Genomic DNA, 16,507 nt, shown 5'->3' with positions numbered 1-16,507 from the left:
GGCGATCTCCTGGGGCAGGACGAGCTGTTCACGGGTCCGGGTCACCTCTCTGCTCGACGGGCGGGGCGCGCTGGGTCGGCACGCGAGGACGACCTCATCGAAGCAGTCGAGGGATGCTCATGGAGTGCAGAGGCGCAGACTGTGGATAATCGTCGGCCGTCCCGAGCTGTGGACAGCGAGCCCGGCGTGCACCGCCCGGCCGCGCCCTAGGCTTGTCGGGTGTCGACCCTCAGTGACCTCGTCCTCTCCCACGGCCGATCCGACGAAGCGGACGTCGAATGGCTGCACCTGCTCGTCGGAGACCTGCAGCTGCTCGCCGACCTGGCCTTCGCCGACATCGTGCTCTGGGTGCCCACGGCCGACGACAGCTTCGTCGCCGTCGCCCACGCGCGCCCCAGCAGCGCGGCGACGCTCTTCTACCGCGACTTCGTCGGGCAGAGGATCAAGTCGGAGTGGCGCGCCCAGGTCGTCGAGGCGTTCGAGACCGCGCGGATCGTCGACACCTCCGCCCCGGACTGGTTCGAGGAGACGCCCACCCGCGTGCGCGCGGTGCCCGTCCTGCGCCGCCTGGGGGCCTCCGACGGCGGCACGACGGACCGCCCCATCGCGGTCGTCACGCGCCACACCAACCTCAGCGAGACGCGCACGCCGAGCCGGCAGGAGCTGACGTTCAACGACTGCGCGAACGACCTCTTCTCGATGATCGCCTCGGGCGACTTCCCGGACCTGGGCGCGCCGACCGGTCCTCGTCGCGGGGCGCCGCGCGCGTCCGACGGACTGATCCGCCTGGACGTCGACGGCGTCACCACGTTCGCGAGCCCCAACGCCCTCTCGGCGTTCAACCGCATCGGCTTCGCCGACGAGCTCGAGGGGGAGTCGCTCGCCGAGGTCACCACGAAGCTGATCGCGGGGAAGGTCGTCATCGACGAGTCGCTCCCGCTGGTCGTGACCGGCCGGGCGCCGTGGCGCACCGACATCGAGGCCCGCGGAGTGACGGTGTCGCTGCGCGCGATCCCGATCCGCGACCGCGGCGAGCGGGTCGGCGCCGTCGTCCTGTGCCGCGACGTGACGGAGCTGCGCCACCAGGAGCGGGAGCTCATCACCAAGGACGCGACGATCCGCGAGATCCACCACCGCGTGAAGAACAACCTGCAGACCGTGGCCTCGCTGCTGCGGATCCAGGCCAGGCGCACCCACTCCGACCTCGCCCGGGAGGCGCTCACGCAGGCGATGCGCCGCGTCGCCGCCATCGCGGTCGTGCACGACACGCTCTCGGAGGGGCTGAACCAGAACGTCGACTTCGACGCGGTCTTCGACCGGGTGCTGCTGCTGATCGCCGAGGTCGCCTCGACCCACAACACCACGGTGCACCCGAAGCTGACGGGGAGCTTCGGCAACCTGCCCAGCGAGTACGCGACTCCGCTCGCCCTCGCCCTGACCGAGCTGGTCACCAACGCCGTCGAGCACGGCCTGGCCGGACGGGAGGGCGACGTGGAGATCGTCGCCTCGCGCAGCGATGACGAGCTCACGGTGAAGGTGCGCGACACGGGCGTCGGGCTGCCGGAGGGCAAGGTCGGATCGGGTCTGGGCACGCAGATCGTGCGCACGCTCATCCAGGGCGAGCTCGGCGGCACCATCGACTGGCACACGCTGGTCGGGCGCGGCACCGAGGTCACCATCGAGGTGCCGCTGCGGTGGCTGGAGCGCGCCCGCTCCTGAAGCCGGAGACGACGCGACCCCCGCTGCCGAGAGGCGACGGGGGTCGGGGTCGTTCGTGCCGCCGAGCGGCTCGTGCGCCTAGGAGGCGCGGCGTGCGCGGGCGGCGCGGCGCTTCAGGGCGCGACGCTCGTCCTCGCTGAGGCCGCCCCACACGCCCGAGTCCTGGCCGGTCTCGAGGGCGTACTGGAGGCAGACCTCGGTGACGGTGCAGCGTGCGCACACCGACTTCGCCTTCTCGATCTGGTCCACGGCCGGGCCGGTGTTGCCGACCGGGAAGAAAAGCTCGGGGTCTGCGGTGAGGCAAGCGGCCTTGTCGCGCCAGTCCATGCGGGTGCTCCTTGTGTGAAGGCGTGCGTGGAGGAACCACGCAGTGTTCGGGTGGGATGATCGATCCACGCCGACGATCCCGACCAGTACTCGACCTCCGCGCCCTCACCGGCGCACGCCACGAGGCCCCGTGCTGGAGCGCGGGGTGGATCGGGGTGGTGGACGGGAGAACGCTCGGTTCTTGCCGGCGCACTCGACGCGATGCGCGAGCACTGCGTCGGCCACCCGGCTCCAGTGCTGGTCATCCGGCTCGCCCCCGTGCCTGACGGCGCGGCGGGATCGGATGTTCACATCGGCGGAAACCCACGACCCTGTGAGCGGTGAAACGAACTGGACTAGCCTGTCACGGGGATGAGCCCGAATCAAGAGTCCTGGATGGGATGTGCCTGTGACCGCTGACGCGAACGGGTCCCGCGGACCCCGCCCGACCGCCTCCCGGCCGCTCGGTCTGGTGGTGCTGATCGCGGTCCTGGCCCTCGAGACGCTCGCCGTCGCCGGGGTCGCGGCGTGGCTCGTGCTCGAGCTGCTGACGACCCGGGCCGATACGGTCGGCGGCGGGATCGCGATCGTCGTCCTCGCGCTGATCGCCGTGTGCTGGGCCGCCGCGACGACGCTCGGCGCCGTGCGACGGCGAGGCTGGATGCGCGCGTCGGCGCTGACGATCCAGCTGGTGATGATGGCCGTGGCGCTCGGCGCCTTCCAGGGCCAGTACGCCGTGCCCGACATCGGCTGGGCGCTGCTGGCGCCGGCCGCGGTGGCCGTCGTCGCGCTGTTCCTCCCGAGCGTGGTCGCCGCCACTCGTCGCGATCCGGCCGTGTAGCCGGACGGCTGGCGCGCCGCCGCTCGCGGGTGCGACGCTGGAGGGACCCCCTCCTCGACACGGAAGCGACGCGCATGGACTCCACCCGACTCGGCTCCAGCGGCCTGCAGATCTCCTCGATCGTCCTCGGCTGCATGAGCTTCGGCGCTCCCGACCGCGGTGCCCACGGCTGGAGCATGGGCGAGGAGGAGTCGCGGACCTTCCTCCGGCGGGCGCTGGAGCTCGGCGTCACCACGTTCGACACGGCGGACGTCTACTCCGACGGCACGAGCGAGGAGTTCGTCGGCCGGGCGCTCGCGGACTTCGCGGTCCGCGAGGAGGTCGTGATCGCCACGAAGGTCCACGGGCGGATGCGCCCCGGCCCCAACGGCGGCGGCCTCTCGCGGCGGCACATCCTCAGCGCGATCGACGACAGCCTCCGGCGTCTCGGCACGGACTACGTCGACCTCTACCAGATCCACCGCTGGGACCCCGAGACGCCGATCGAGGAGACGATGGAGACGCTCCACGACGTCGTCCGCTCGGGCAGGGCGCGCTACATCGGCGCCTCGAGCATGTGGGCGTGGCAGTTCGCGAAGGCGCAGTACACCGCGGATCTGGGCGGCTGGACGCGGTTCGTCTCGATGCAGGACCAGTACAACCTGATCCAGCGCGAGGACGAGCGCGAGCTGCACCCCTTCTGCGTCGACCAGGGAGTCGGCGTGATCCCGTGGTCGCCGCTCGCCCGGGGCCGGCTCACCCGCGACTGGGACGAGACCACGGCGCGCACCGAGACCGACGTCTTCGGCGGCACCCTCTACCGCCAGCAGGAGGAGGCCGACCGGCGGACCGTCGCGACCGTCGCACGCATCGCCGAGCAGCGCGGCGTGCCCCGTGCGCAGGTGGCGCTCGCCTGGGTCCGGCAGCAGGAGGCGGTCACCGCTCCGATCGTCGGAGCCACGAAGCTCCACCACCTCGACGATGCGGTCGCGTCGCTGGACGTGGAGCTGACCGCCGACGAGCTGGAGGCGCTGGGCGCCGACTACGCACCGCGCGCCAACGAGGGGTTCTGATCAGGCCGATGCGCCACCGCTGATCCGCCCGAGCGGTCTCCGCTATGTTTCCTCTCGAAGATGACGGAAGCTCGGATCGGGAGGCGGCATGGCGAGGAGTGCCGGGGATCCGCTAGGGGCGCGCTACCGCCTGCTCGAGCGGATCGGCTCGGGTGCCGCGGGCGAGGTGTGGCGCGTCGCCGACGCGCAGGGGCCGGACCGCGCGGCGAAGCTCCTCCGCGGTGAGCACGTGCACGACGCGGGCCTGGTCGAGCGGTTCGTCCGTGAGAGGTCGGTGCTCACCCGTCTGCGGCACCCGCACGTCGTGGAGGTGCTCGACCTCGTCGTGGAGGGGGAGACGCTCGGGATCGTGATGGAGCTCGTCGGCGGTGGACCGCTGCGGGAGCTGCTGCGGGACGAGGGCACCCTCCCGGCGGTCGATGCGCTGCCCGTGGCGGCCTCGATCCTCGACGCTCTCGCCGCCGCGCATGCGATCGGCACGGTCCACCGGGACGTGAAGCCCGACAACGTCCTGCTCGCGGAGGGTGCGGACGATGCGGGCTCCGCCGTCCGCGTCTCCGACTTCGGCATCGCTCACGTGGTCGCCGAGGGGCCGCGCGCGACGACGGGTGTCATCGGGACGCCGGAGTACCTCTCGCCCGAGATGCTCGCCACCGGAGCGGCCGGCCCGCCGAGCGACGTCTACTCGACGGGGATCCTGCTCTACGAGCTGCTGTGCGGCCGGACCCCGTTCGCCGGCCCCGGCGCCGATGTCGCGGTCGCCTACCGGCACGTCGCGATGCTCCCGCCGCCGCTGGATCTGCCGCCGCGGCTCGCGTCGCTCCTGGACCGGATGCTCGCGAAGGATCCGGCGTCGCGGCCGACGGCTGCGGAGGCGGCGGGGATCCTGCGACGCCTCTCCCCGGCGCTGGCCGGGCTGCCGGCGCTGCCGCGCGCGGCGGGCGCGGCGGAGTTCGAGGAGGCCGAGCGCCCGGGCACGGTCCTCCGCGGGATGGCGGTGGAGATGTCGTCGGAGCCGGTGGAGGAGGGGCCCGCTCCCGAGCTCGGCCCGTCGTCGCAGGCGACCGTGCTCCGCCCGGTGCCGCGCCGCGAGCTGCGCCTGGCGGAACGGCCGTTCGAGGCTCCAGCTCGGCGGGGGCGCGGCGGACGTCTGCGGATGATCCTCGCCGCCCTCGGCGCCGGCGTCCTGCTCATCGGGGCGGTGCTCCTCGCCGTCCAGCCGCGCGGCGGCGGAGCACGGGCCTCGGCACCGGATGCCGACCTGTCGGCCCGGCAGCAGGACCGGCCGCTGCCGACGGGCCTCGGAGTGACGCGATCGGCCACCTGGGACGCGGAGCGACGGGCCGTGGTCGTCGAGATCTCCTACTCCGCCCAGAGCGCGCCCCTCTCGGGGTCCTTCCTCGAGGTGCTGCCGGGCCCGGACGCCGCGGCGGCGTGCCCCGCGGCCAGCTGGTCCGGAGTGACGGCGGTGCGCAACCGGCCGAGCGTCACCGGAGTCGGGGTCGGCTGCGGTTGGAGCCTGACGGACCTGCACGTCCCGGCGCAGGGGATCGTCGACGTCACGGCGACCGTGCCGATCGCGGTGGCCGAGCAGAGCGCCCTGGACGGGTGGCTCGCGGCGGCCGCATCAGCGACGGCACAGGCGGTGGCCGACCCTGCGGTCACCGGGACGGCGTATCCCGTGCAGCGGCTGCGGGATGTGCGGATCGAGACTCCCGCGCGGACGGTCGGCCGGACCCCGCTGCCGGTGACGCTGGTGCCGGTCTGGCCGAGCGGGGCGGACCCCGTGAATCCCCTGCTGGCGACGCCGTCGTCCGCGCCGGCGAGCAGCATGCTCGACGCGATCGCGGGCGGAGTGGAGGGCGTGCGGTTCAGCGACGGCTGCAGCGGCGCGGTCGCCGTGTCGTCCGACGGGCTGACGGTGACCGCCCTCACGGTGACTCCGTCCTGCGAGCTGCGCGCCCGAGTGGGCGCGTTCTCGGACCTCTCGAGCAGTCCCTTCGCGATCACCACTCGCGAGTGAGTCGACCTCTCGCGCCAGTGTCGCGCCGTCGACGCCATGCGCGCCGTCTGCGCGGTCTCGCCTCCTACCATGACGAGACATCCTCATGAAACCACGGTGGAGTGGGGAGCGGGCGGGACGGTCCCGTCCGCAGGGGTAGAAAGGTGCGATCCATGTCACGTGTTCTCTCGACCGACGAGGCGAAGTCCGCGATCCAGCAGATCCAGTCGATCGTCAACGGCGGCCTCGCCGATCAGATCAGCCGCCTCGACGCACAGGGGCGGACACTGTCCGATCCGAACGTCTGGGACGGTCCGCTGGCCTCGCAGTTCCGCTCGTCGACCTGGCCGGAGACGAAGTCGGCCCTCGAGAAGGCCAAGCAGGAGCTCGAGGAGCTGCGCAGCCAGCTGGCGACGATCTCGCAGAACATCTTCGCCGCCGGCGGAGGGAGCTGACCGGCCGTCCCGCCCCTGCGTGCTCCGGCGAGCGGGGGCGGGACGTGCTCGTCGTCTCCGCGCTCCTTCCTCCGCGCACCTCCATCGGTGCGTCTCGGAGTGATCGGAGCGCTCTCGAGGAGGACGCGCCGATCGACTCGGTGGCGGAGGCGCGATCACCCGCCCGAGGGCGCTGATCAGCCGCCGTCCGCCGGCGTCGGCGAGACCGACTGCACGAAGTGGATCTCGCCGTCGAGGCTGACGAAGCCCCGGCCCACCGTGGGCGGGACGGGGAAGCGCCGCGGGATCTGCGCGCCGAGGAGAGTGCCGTCGTTGTCGACGTCGGGCTGGAGCAGCAGCACGCAGCGGGAGGCCGCCGCCTTCTTCGTCCAGTTCCCGAAATGGCTGCGGAGCTCGCTCGACCGGCCGGCCAGCACGACGCAGAGTCCCGGGCGACCCGACGAGACCAGCCTCATCAGCGCCTGGTCGGTGTCGTCCCAGCGCTCGGCGTCGTCGAGGAGGAGCAGCACGGGGCCCTCCTCCGTCGAGAGCGACGCGAGGAGGGTGCGGAGTTCCTCCGCGCCCACGGCGAGTCGGTCGAGGTCGGCGCCCCTCAGCGGGGAGCGTCGATCGCACACTCCCCAGACGGCGACCGAGCCGGCGGCCCGCGCCGCCTCGGCCAGGGCGAGCAGCACGGTCGACTTGCCCGATCGGGCGGGTCCGGCGATGACGACGTGCTCGCCCTCGAAGACCTGGAACGCCAGCGGGGCGAGGTCCGACTCGCCGAGGCCGATCGGGAGCAGCCACGGCTCGCGATCGAAGCGGGCCTCGATCCCGAGCGCGCTCACGGCGACCCTGTCGGGAAGCGTGCCGACCGTGCTCGTCCTGCCGCGCGCATCCGGCCAGGCGGCCGCGAGCTCGGCGATCGCGTCGTCGAGACCGGCCCTCGGAGTCGCGACCTGCGTCTGCAGGAGCGACGAGGTGAGAACGCAGCGCCCCGGCACCGCTGCCGGCGCCTGCACCGGCTTCACCCCGGCGGCGGCGTAGTCCTGCGGGTCGGCGAGGCGGAACAGCCACTTCTGCGTCGTGACCTCCTCCATCACCGAGGGGATCGCCCTCGCCCGGGTGCTCGTCACCGCGAAGTGCAGGCCGAGCTCCGGTCCGTCGGCGTAGGCGCGGGTGAACGCCTCCATCAGAGCCAGGCCCTCCCAGTCCTGGAACTCGTCCTTCAGAGTGGCGAGACCGTCGACGAGCACCAGCGCACGACGGTGGCCCCCGGGCGATGCTCGGCGCCGGCGCACCTCGTCGCGCAGGTGACGGAGGAACCGGGTCTGCTTCTCGTGGGATCCGCCACCTGCGCCGACGTAGGAGACGGTGTGCGGGAGTCGCGCAAGCGGGGCGGAGTCGCGGGAACCGGCAGCGAGGACGTAGAGGTCGAGCTCGTCCGGGGGGAAGTGGCGGGCGGCCGTCAGCGCGATCGACGCGAGCGCCGTGCTGGTGCCGCTGCCGGGGATGCCGATGAGGAGCAGGTTCCCCTCGCCCAGATCCCAGCCGGTCGGCGTCCGGCGCTGCCGGTCGGGGTCGTCCGAGAGTGCGACGTGCAGGACGTCGCCGACGACGCGACCGAGGTCGGACTCCTCCGCACCGAACCCGCTGAGGGCCACGGTGTCCTCGAGCGGCTCCGGCCAGATCGGGCGGGGAGGGCCGAAGCCCGAAGCGACGTCCGCCTCGACCACCGCGTCGATCAGGAGGTCGAGATCGGTCGGGGCCGTCTCGTCGGCGGCGACCGGGGAGGGGCCCTCGACGGGGACGCCCGTGGGTCCGACCGGGCGGACCTCGATCGCCTCGACGGCCGCCGCCTCCGCGCGACCGGTGACCAGCGCCGTCTGGACGGGCGAGATGTCGTTCTGGCCCCGCTTCACGTACGCCCGGCCGGTCTGGGAGCGGGAGATCCCGGCCGCGCTCGCGACTCCGATCACGTCGGCGGAGTCGTCCCGGCTCTGCACCCGGAGGGCGACGCGGAGGTTGGTGTTGGCGAGGATGTCGTCGTTCACCACTCCGGCCGGACGCTGGGTGGCGAGGATCATGTGCACGCCGAGCGTCCGGCCGACCGCGGCGACGCTCACGAGGGACGTCAGGACGTCGGGATGCTCCTTCGCGAGAACGGCGAACTCGTCGACGACGAGCAGGAGCCGCGGCATCGGCTCCGGCGGCGAGGTGGCCCAGTACGCGTCGAGGTCGTCGACACCCTCGCCGGCGGCGGCGAAGAGCCGCTGACGACGCCGCATCTCGGCCTGGAGCGAGCGCAGCGCGCGGTCGGCGAGCTGGGCGTCGAGGTTGCTGATGGTGCCGATCGTGTGCGGGAGCCGCTCGCAGGACGCGAACGCTGCACCCCCCTTGAAGTCGATGAGCACGAAGGTGAGGCGCGTCGGATCGTTCCAGGCCGCGAGGCCGGCCACGAAGGAGCGCAGGAACTCGCTCTTGCCCGAGCCCGTGGTGCCGCCGACCAGGCCGTGCGGGCCGTCGGCGACGAGATCGAGCACGAGCGGACCGTGCTCGGACGAGCCGACGGGCGCGCGCACGCCCCGGGCGCTCGACCACCACCCCCGGACGTCCGCGGCGGTCGGACGATCGGCGCCCAGGAGCGGCGGCAGCCGCACGAGCGCGGAGAGGGCCGCCCCCGCGGTGACGAGCTCCGGGTCCTCGAAGCGCGCCAGGTCGCGCGCACAGCGCTCGGCCGTGGAGGAGGCGAGACCGGCGAGCACCACGTCCTCGACGGTGATCCGCTCGTCGGGCCGGGAGAGGAGCGCCGAGGCGTCCGCTCCGACCCGGACGACGACCGTGCAGGAGGCGGGGAGCTGCTCCTCCGACGCCGCGAGGACGAGGCCGGAGATCCGGGTCGCCGCCTCGCGCTCGCCGCGGCCGAGTCCGAGGAGTTCGCGCGCCGGAGCGGCGCGTCCCTCGGTCAGCACGTCGGAGTCGAGCACCAGGAGCACGCGCGGCGAGTCCTCGTCGCGGAGGGCGCGGAGGAGCTCGGAGCTGCGGTCGCGCCGGTCGGAGAGTCGGCGTCCGCCCCCGGGCAGACGCGTGTGGGGGAGCCAGGAGGCCCAGCTCCAGTCGGAGTCGCGTCGCCGGTCGCAGAACACCCCGATCGCCAGGTCGGCCGGACCGCAGTGGACCGCCGCCTGGCAGAGCAGGCTCCTCGCCAGAGCGAGGCCGCCCTCGCGGTCGCCGACGATCCCGACGACGCCCGAGTCCGCGAGATCGATGGACACGGGCGCGCTCGGGACGACGCTCACCGCGAGGATCGCGCGCACCTCCTCCTCGAGCCGCGGCACTCCGCGCTGATCGAGCGGGGGAGACCACGGGACGTCGCCGACGCCGATGTGCAGGCGGAGCACATCGGCGGAGGTCGCGCGCCGCTGCCACAGCGACGTGGCGGGCAGCGCCGCCCGGCGGATCGTCGTCGCCGGGTCGGGCGCGTCCTCCTCGAGGCGGGCCCGTTCGACACGCGCGGAACGGGCGATGTCGTCGCGGAGCGTCTGCAGCGCCTCGCCGTAGCGCTGCTCCTCGGACCGGGTCGCTCGGGCGTGCCGGTGCCGCTGCTCGAACCACAGGCCCACCCCGGCCACGGGGCTGAGCGCGGCGAAGAGGGCGTAGCGCGCATCGCCCATGATGAGGACCATCGCGAAGGCGAGGACGAGCGGCGCGGCGACGGTGATCACGCTGAAGGTCGTGGCGGAGGCGATCTCGAGGCGGGCCGGCGGGACGACCGCCTCGCCGGCCGCCGGACGTCCCGGTCGCGGCGGCCGGTTGAAGGGCACGGTCGCCGTCGCGGTGACGTTGTCCGTGCTCCCCGGCTCGGGCGCGAGGAGCTCGGGAGGCGCGGGGCGCAGTCGGAGAGCCGCCCCACCGGCGATCACGACCACGGCGTCGGAGACGAGGACCCCGTCCCCGGTCGCGGAGACGCCGTCGACCAGAGTGCCGTTGGTGCTGTCGGCGTCGCGCACCCGCAGGCCGTCGCCCTCGCGGGTCACCGAGAAGTGCTCCCAGGAGGCGCTCGCCGTGTCGAGGACGACGTCGGCGTGCGGGGAGCGGCCCACGATCAGCGCACGGCCCCGCGGGATCTCGACCAAGGCTCCCGCGCCGAGACCGCCCGACAGCACGGCCGTCCACCCGCGGGCCGCGGCAGGTCGGGGCAGGGGGGAGCGGGCGATCCGCGTTCCCTCGAGCAGCAGCAGATCGGCCAGCCGGGTCTCCACAGGATGCAGGGCGGTGTCGACGGCGAGGGCCGTCCCGGGCGGGAGGCGGTGCCCGGTGGCGGTGGCGATCAGCTCGCCGAGTGTCGCGGAGTCGCGGTGGCGGCCGAGGTCGATGTCGGAGCGGGTGCCGTCGAGATCGAGGAGGAGTCGCACCGGGGGCTCACGGTCGGGGCTGTCCGGCGAACCAGAGCAGCGGCGGGTCGGCGGGCCGCAGGCCGAGGCGCTGCGGCGAGGTGTGGAGGGGGAGTGCCGGGGCGTCCAGAGCGTGCGCGGCGCCGAAGTCGAGCGGCGGACCGGCGAGCCCGTCCGTCGGTCCGATCGTGGATCCGCGGAGTGCGGCGGCGACCGCCGAGGGTTCCCTGCTGCCTGCGACGGCCGCGGCTCGCACGAGCGCCACGACGGCGTCGTGGCTGGGGGCGTCCGCGACCGCGGCGAGATCGCGGAACGAACGGTCGCCGAGGAGGGTCGCCCGCGCGGCATCGTCGGCGGTCATCCGCACGGCCCCCAGGAACGCGGAGGCCGCGCGTCCGCGCTCGTCGCCGCGGAGGGCGACCGCGTCGCCGGAATCCGTGCCGATCGTCGTCAGATCTCCCGAGAGGGTGCCTCCGGCCGCGGCCAGGGCGGGAGCGAAGGCGGGGCTCAGCGCGTCGGGCGTGAGCAGGATCGGGACGGACGCCCCCGCCGCCTGCAGAGCGGCGACCGCCGTCGCCTGCGCCGCGGCGGGGCCGGACACGACGACGCGCTCGACCGCCAGCTCGCCCTCGAGGTGCGGGCGGGCGGCGGTGATGATCACGTCCGCGGTGGCGCCGGGATCGGCGGTCACCGTCGCGGCGGGCGAGAGACCGGTCGGGGTGCCTCCACCGGTGTCGACGAGGAGTACCCGGGCGCCGCCGCCGGCCTCCTCCACGAGTGCCGCGTCGGTCGAGGCGGTGTCGGGTCCGAGGGACCAGACGCCGTCGCCGGGCAGGGCGGGGTCGCCTCCGTACGGGAGGACGGCCGCTGTCCCCGCTGCCCGAGCGGCGTCCACGGCCGCAGCGGTGTGCATGCCGTAGGTCGCGAGGACGAGGCCGGACACGCCCTGGCCCGTCAGCTCCTCGACGGCGGCGCGGGCACCCTCGGGCGTCCCGTGGTCGTCGACGGCGACGAGACCGATCTCGCAGTCGCCCATCGCTGACCGGTGCGCTGCGACGACGGCACCGTTCGCCGCGTCCTTCCACTCCGCGCCCTCGCCCGGAGCCGAGCTGAGCGAGACCACCACCCCGAGCGTCAGCTGCTCGGGCACCCGGGCGCACGAGAAGCCGACCGGGAGAGCGGCGACCTCCGTCATCGGGGCGGACTGCGGGGGCAGGAGGGAGACGAGGGCACCGCTGACGCCGAGGAGGGCGACGGCGCCGCCGATCAGCATCGGGCTCCGTCGGGCGGTGCGGGGGTGCTGCGCCGCGCGCCTGCCCAGGCGGGTCATCGCTCGTCCCCGATCCGGAAGGAGTAGACCGTCCGGGTCCGCGTGCCCTCGGGCAGGTCGAGGTGGAACGCGGGAAGCTCATCCCCGGCGCGGAGGGAGGCCCGCTCCTGGGCCTGCGCCAGCAGGATGCCCGAGACGTCCTCGGATCGCACCGCGGCGTAGCCCCGTGCGCTCTGCGAGGCGAGGGCGAGCTGCACGTCGGCGGTGCCGACCTTCGCGGCACTCGTGGTCATCGATCCGAGCAGGCCGGAGCCGCCGACCGTCCGGTCGCCGAGGTCCAGGAGCACCTTGTGCAGATCGGCGGCGAGGAGCGCGGCGGCCGCGTCGGTGTCGCGGGTCGAGGCGTCGATCGTCGTCGCGATGCCGGCCAGGGAGGCGCGCGTCCGCTCGGAGACGGCCCCGCCGATCCGGGCCTCCGCGGTGCGGAGAGCCCGGTGCCCGGCGTCCACCGTCGCTGCACCGTCGGAGCGGATGCCGGAGGAGGCCGTGCGCAGGCTCGAGACCGACCGGTCGAACATCGCGACGACCGCGTCGGCGTCGGCGCCGGAGCGCGTCGAGATCCGCCGCACCTGCTCGTCGAGGAGTGCGGTGACCGCGGAGGCGGCGGCCGTGTCCGTCTCGGCGAACGCCTTCTGGATCGCCGGTGCGAGAGCGTCCTGCTGGGCGCCGAGAGCGTCGATGCGGGTGCCGAGGGCGTCGCGCTGAGCGGTCAGCGCGTCGACGCCGGTGCGGAGGGAGGCGAGCAGGCCGGTGAGGCGTGCGTCGTCCGAGCCGGCCGTCTCGTCGGCCTCGGCCATGCCGCTGCGGACCGTGGCGAGCGCGGCGCGCAGGGCGGCGAGGTCGGCACTCGCGCCAGTGCTGCCGACGGTGGAGGCGACGGCGGTCCACGCGTGGACCTGGTCGCTCAGCCGGTCGGCCAGGGGGGCCGGATAGCCGTCGGGAGCGTCGAGGCGGCCCGCGCCGGAGCAGGGCGTCGCGGTCAGGTAGGCGCGGAGCTCCTCGACGGAGCCCCGGGTCACCTCCACGGGTGCGCGCGTCGGGCGCCCGGTCGGCGTGGGTGCGGCAGCAGGGGACTGTGTCGCCGGCGACAGCTCGCAGAGCCGATCGGCCAGCTCCTGGTTCTGCGCCGACAGCGACCCCGTGCTGGTCGGCGTGCCGAGCTCGTCCAGGGCGGTCGTGGCGGCGGCGCCGACCGAGGCGACCGTCGTCTCCAGGCCCGCGGTGTCCGCGTCGAGCTCGTCCAGCGTCGCCGACAGGGCGGCGAGCGCCCGGGTGACGGATCCCTCCGGGTCGGCCAGGGTGTCCACCGAGGCCGACGCGGCGTCCACCCTGCTCGCGAGGGCGGCGAACCCGGCCTGCACGCCGTCCATCAGCTCCGGCTGCAGGGAGTCGACGAGGTCCTGCCCGCGATCGAGCATCCCGAGCAGCACGGTGTCGACGGCGGCTGCGGAGGCGGCGAGGGAGCATGTCATCGAGGGTGCCGTGCAGGTCTCGGCGGAGGGCTGTGCCGGCCCCGCGGCAGCACGGAGAGCCGCGACGACCTCGTCGCGGCAGGACTCGGCCGCGGTCCCGTACGCGTCGAGCTCGGCCGTGAGCCGTAGCAGCTCCGAGTGGATCGAGCCGGTGCGGCCGCCGTCGACGGCGAGTCCGCATCCGCTGCCCGAGACCGTCGGCGGCGGCACCGCGGCCGATGTGTCGCCCAGCATGGCGTCCACCGCGTCGATCGCCTCGGACAGCTGCGCCAGCAGGCCGGACTCGGTGCCCGAGACCGTCGACGACAGCTGCGCCCGGAGCGCGCCGAGCTGCCCGGAGAGGCTCTGCATCGAGGCCGCCGTCGAGGCGGCGCCGGCCCGCAGCTCCTCGGCCGTGCGGACACCGAGAGTCTCGGAGGTCGCGTCGAGCGAGGCCCGCACCTCGGCGACGGTGGTGCCGGCCTGCGTCAGCAGGTCGTCCACCGCGGTGACGACCTCGATCGTGCGGCGCTCGAGGGCGAGCGGCGAGGCGTCGGAGGAGTCGAACGCGGCGCCCAGCGCCCCCTCGGTGGTCGGGTCGGTGCTCAGGCCGGGCTGGACCGCCAGGTCGAAGGCGGGGACGGCGAAGTCGGCGACGTCGGCGACGAGGGTCAGCGTCGCCATCGCGCCACCGCCCGGGGGAGCGAGGAGAGCGGCCCACTGCACGACGGCGTCTCCGTGCTCGTCACGGCTGAGCACGCCGTTGGTGACGGCACCCGACTCGCTCTCGGTGACGACGCGACTCGGCGAGACGCCCGGCAGGACCGCGGAGGCTGCGATCGTCAGCGGAGCGCCGACGAGTGCACTGCGGCGGGCTGCACGACCGGCCGCGTCGAACGCGACCTCCTCGGGCCGGACCGTCAGGTTCTCCACCGCGAGCGAGATCTCGATCCGACCCGAGCGCCCGGCGAGGTCGGCCGGATCGGTGCCCGAGGCGTCGGCGGTGCGCCACGAGGGCCGGACACGGACCGGCAGGTCGGCGGCGACCTCGGGGGGATCGTAGACGGTGGTGGTCGCCGAGGTGTCGGACGGGTCGTCGCCGACGGCGAGGGCCGTCCCCTCGATCGCACGGACACCCCCGTCGGACGAGACGGCGACGGACACCGCCTGCAGCACCCTGGCGGCGGTGAGCGCCGGCTCCGGTGGCGTGCAGCCCGCCAGTACAGCTGCCACGACCGCGATCGCCGCTGCGGCCGTCGTCCTGCGAGCATTCGAGCGCACCCTGACCACCCCTCGTCCCGACGGGGCACCGGGCGGTGCCGCTCACGTCGACATGAGAGATGCTCGCAGATGAGCGGAACCCCGAGAGCCGGTGGCGCACGATGACCTGCACCGCGCGCCCCGGGGTCAGACGAGCTTCAGCTTCTTGCGGAGCGCCTGCACGTGCCCGGTCGCCCGGACGCCGTACTGCGCGAACTCGAGCGCTCCCTCGGCTCCGACGACGAACGTCGAGCGCAGCACGCCGACGACGGTCTTGCCGTAGAGGCTCTTCTCGCCCCACACCGCGTACGCGCGGTGCACGGTCATGTCGGGGTCGCTCAGCAGCGGGTACGCGATGCCCTGGGCGTCGGCCCAGCGGCGCAGCGCCTCCGGGGCGTCCCGCGAGATCCCGAGGACCTCGTAGCCGGAGTCGCGGAGGGACGCCGCGTTGTCGCGGAAGTCGCAGGCCTCCGTGGTGCAGCCGGGGGTGTCGGCCTCGGGGTAGAAGAACAGGATGACGCGCCGTCCGCGGTATTCCGTGAGCGAGACGGGCTCGCCGTCCTGGTTCGGCAGCGTGAACTCCGGAGCGGAGTCGCCGACGGCGAGGCGCGCCTCGGCGGGGAGGGGGGAGAGGTCGGTCATCGTCTGCTTCCGTCGGTCGTGGCGAAGGTGGTCAGGAGGCGCTGGAGCGAGTCGAGGCGCTCCGGTCCGCTGGCGCCCAGCAGTCCGCCCTCGACAGCCTCGATGATGGCGCAGTCGGGGGAGTCGGGCAGGTGCGTGCAGCCGCGCGGGCAGTCCCGGGCGATCACGGCGAGGGTCGTGAACGCGCCGAGGATGTTGTCGGTGTTCACGTGGCCGAGTCCGAACGAGCGGACGCCGGGGGTGTCGATGACCCAGCCGTGCCGGTCGCCGCGCTCCACGCGGAGCGAGACGGTGGAGGACGAGGTGTGCCGACCGCGGCCCGTCACGGTGTTCACGCGCCCGATGGCCCGGTGCGCGTCCGGGACGAGCTTGTTCACGAGGGTGGACTTGCCGACTCCGGAGTGCCCGACGACCACGGTCTCGTGGCCGAGGAGGGCGTCGGCGATCTCGTCGACCGGCGGCTCGTCCTGGCTCGAGAGGAACACGCGGAGGTCGAGCCCCTCGAAGTTGCGGAGGAACGGGGCCGGGTCCGCGAGGTCGGTCTTGGTGATGCAGAGCATCGGAGTGATCCCGGCGTCGAAGGCGGCGACCAGGTAGCGGTCGACCAGCCGGGTCCGGGGCTCGGGGTCGGCGGCGGCCACCACGCAGAGCATCTGGTCGGCGTTGGCGACGATCACGCGCTCGATCGCGTCGGTGTCGTCGGCGCTGCGGCGGAGGAGGGTCGACCGCTCGCGGATGCGGACGATGCGGGCGAGCGTCCCCTCGTCGCCGCTGGAGTCCCCGACCACGTCGACGCGGTCGCCGGCCACGATCGCCTGGCGCCGCAGCTCGCGGGCCCGGGCCGCCGTGAACTCGTGCTCCTCGGGCGTCCCGTCGCCGATCATCACCGTGTAGCGACCCCGGTCGACGCCGAGCACCATCGCGATCTCTGCGTCCTCGTAGGCGGGCCGGTTCTTGGTCCGGGGCTTCGTGCCCTTCGGGTTCGGGCGCACCCGCGCGTCCGACTCGTCGTACCCGTCGAAGTCGTCGAGAGCACCGTCGGCGTCGAGGCCGCTGTCCGTCCACCACGACACGGG

At 74.1% G+C, this 16,507-nt stretch carries 11 protein-coding genes; 5 read left to right on the top strand and 6 right to left on the bottom strand.

All coding sequences use genetic code 11. The features are described 5' to 3' along the window. Window positions 1-219: 219 nt before the first annotated feature. Complete coding sequence (locus C5C57_RS01315) at window positions 220-1,719, top strand: sensor histidine kinase (RefSeq protein ID WP_104224128.1); 1,500 nt, start codon at window positions 220-222, stop codon at window positions 1,717-1,719. Window positions 1,720-1,797: 78 nt separating this feature from the next. On the opposite strand, the gene C5C57_RS01310 is transcribed toward C5C57_RS01315, so the two are convergent. Beyond that, window positions 1,798-2,046 (bottom strand): WhiB family transcriptional regulator, encoded by a 249-nt coding sequence (locus tag C5C57_RS01310; RefSeq protein WP_055788231.1) that lies wholly within the window; start codon window positions 2,044-2,046, stop codon window positions 1,798-1,800. Between the two features lie 388 nt (window positions 2,047-2,434). On the opposite strand from C5C57_RS01310, the gene C5C57_RS01305 reads away from it, so the two are divergent. From C5C57_RS01305 to C5C57_RS01290, 4 genes are all read left to right on the top strand, one after another. Then, on the top strand, window positions 2,435-2,866 hold the full coding sequence (locus C5C57_RS01305; RefSeq protein WP_104246659.1) for a hypothetical protein: 432 nt from the start codon (window positions 2,435-2,437) through the stop codon (window positions 2,864-2,866). Window positions 2,867-2,940: 74 nt separating this feature from the next. Next, complete coding sequence (locus C5C57_RS01300) at window positions 2,941-3,918, top strand: aldo/keto reductase (RefSeq protein ID WP_104257096.1); 978 nt, start codon at window positions 2,941-2,943, stop codon at window positions 3,916-3,918. 88 nt (window positions 3,919-4,006) lie between these two features. Next, window positions 4,007-5,941: a serine/threonine-protein kinase gene (locus tag C5C57_RS01295; RefSeq protein ID WP_104297197.1), complete on the top strand. Its 1,935-nt coding sequence runs from the start codon at window positions 4,007-4,009 to the stop codon at window positions 5,939-5,941. A 152-nt stretch (window positions 5,942-6,093) separates the two neighbouring features. Then, the gene (locus tag C5C57_RS01290) at window positions 6,094-6,375 is read left to right on the top strand and encodes a pyrophosphorylase (protein WP_104224124.1); all 282 of its coding nucleotides are present in this window, start codon (window positions 6,094-6,096) and stop codon (window positions 6,373-6,375) included. Between the two features lie 176 nt (window positions 6,376-6,551). Here C5C57_RS01290 and C5C57_RS01285 read toward each other — a convergent pair whose 3' ends face one another. From C5C57_RS01285 to rsgA, 5 genes are all read right to left on the bottom strand, one after another. Continuing rightward, window positions 6,552-10,769, bottom strand: coding sequence for an FtsK/SpoIIIE domain-containing protein (locus C5C57_RS01285; RefSeq protein ID WP_104297196.1), 4,218 nt, complete (start codon window positions 10,767-10,769; stop codon window positions 6,552-6,554). Between the two features lie 7 nt (window positions 10,770-10,776). Continuing rightward, a complete protein-coding gene (locus tag C5C57_RS01280; RefSeq protein WP_146079408.1) occupies window positions 10,777-12,078 on the bottom strand; it encodes a hypothetical protein in 1,302 nt (433 codons plus the stop codon). Further along, complete coding sequence (locus C5C57_RS01275; protein ID WP_146082322.1) at window positions 12,075-14,762, bottom strand: hypothetical protein; 2,688 nt, start codon at window positions 14,760-14,762, stop codon at window positions 12,075-12,077. Before C5C57_RS01275 ends, C5C57_RS01280 begins: the two co-directional genes overlap by 4 nt. 174 nt (window positions 14,763-14,936) lie before the next feature. After that, window positions 14,937-15,431, bottom strand: a complete 495-nt coding sequence (gene bcp, locus C5C57_RS01270; protein WP_104225495.1) for a thioredoxin-dependent thiol peroxidase — start codon at window positions 15,429-15,431, stop codon at window positions 14,937-14,939. Continuing rightward, complete coding sequence (gene rsgA, locus C5C57_RS01265) at window positions 15,428-16,504, bottom strand: ribosome small subunit-dependent GTPase A (RefSeq protein WP_104224119.1); 1,077 nt, start codon at window positions 16,502-16,504, stop codon at window positions 15,428-15,430. Before rsgA ends, bcp begins: the two co-directional genes overlap by 4 nt. Between the last annotated feature and the right edge of the window lie 3 nt (window positions 16,505-16,507).

It is taken from the genome of Rathayibacter sp. AY1C5 (assembly GCF_002931705.1).
In the GTDB taxonomy this organism is placed as follows: domain Bacteria; phylum Actinomycetota; class Actinomycetes; order Actinomycetales; family Microbacteriaceae; genus Rathayibacter.
This window is presented reverse-complemented; position numbering and strand designations above follow the sequence as displayed.

Coding starts and splice junctions, on each gene's coding strand:
- C5C57_RS01310 (WP_055788231.1), bottom strand. CDS start 2,046: ATGGACTGGCGCGACAAGGCCGCTTGCCTCACCGCAGACCCCGAGCTT.
- C5C57_RS01300 (WP_104257096.1), top strand. CDS start 2,941: ATGGACTCCACCCGACTCGGCTCCAGCGGCCTGCAGATCTCCTCGATC.
- C5C57_RS01295 (WP_104297197.1), top strand. CDS start 4,007: ATGGCGAGGAGTGCCGGGGATCCGCTAGGGGCGCGCTACCGCCTGCTC.
- C5C57_RS01290 (WP_104224124.1), top strand. CDS start 6,094: ATGTCACGTGTTCTCTCGACCGACGAGGCGAAGTCCGCGATCCAGCAG.
- C5C57_RS01280 (WP_146079408.1), bottom strand. CDS start 12,078: ATGACCCGCCTGGGCAGGCGCGCGGCGCAGCACCCCCGCACCGCCCGA.
- bcp (WP_104225495.1), bottom strand. CDS start 15,431: ATGACCGACCTCTCCCCCCTCCCCGCCGAGGCGCGCCTCGCCGTCGGC.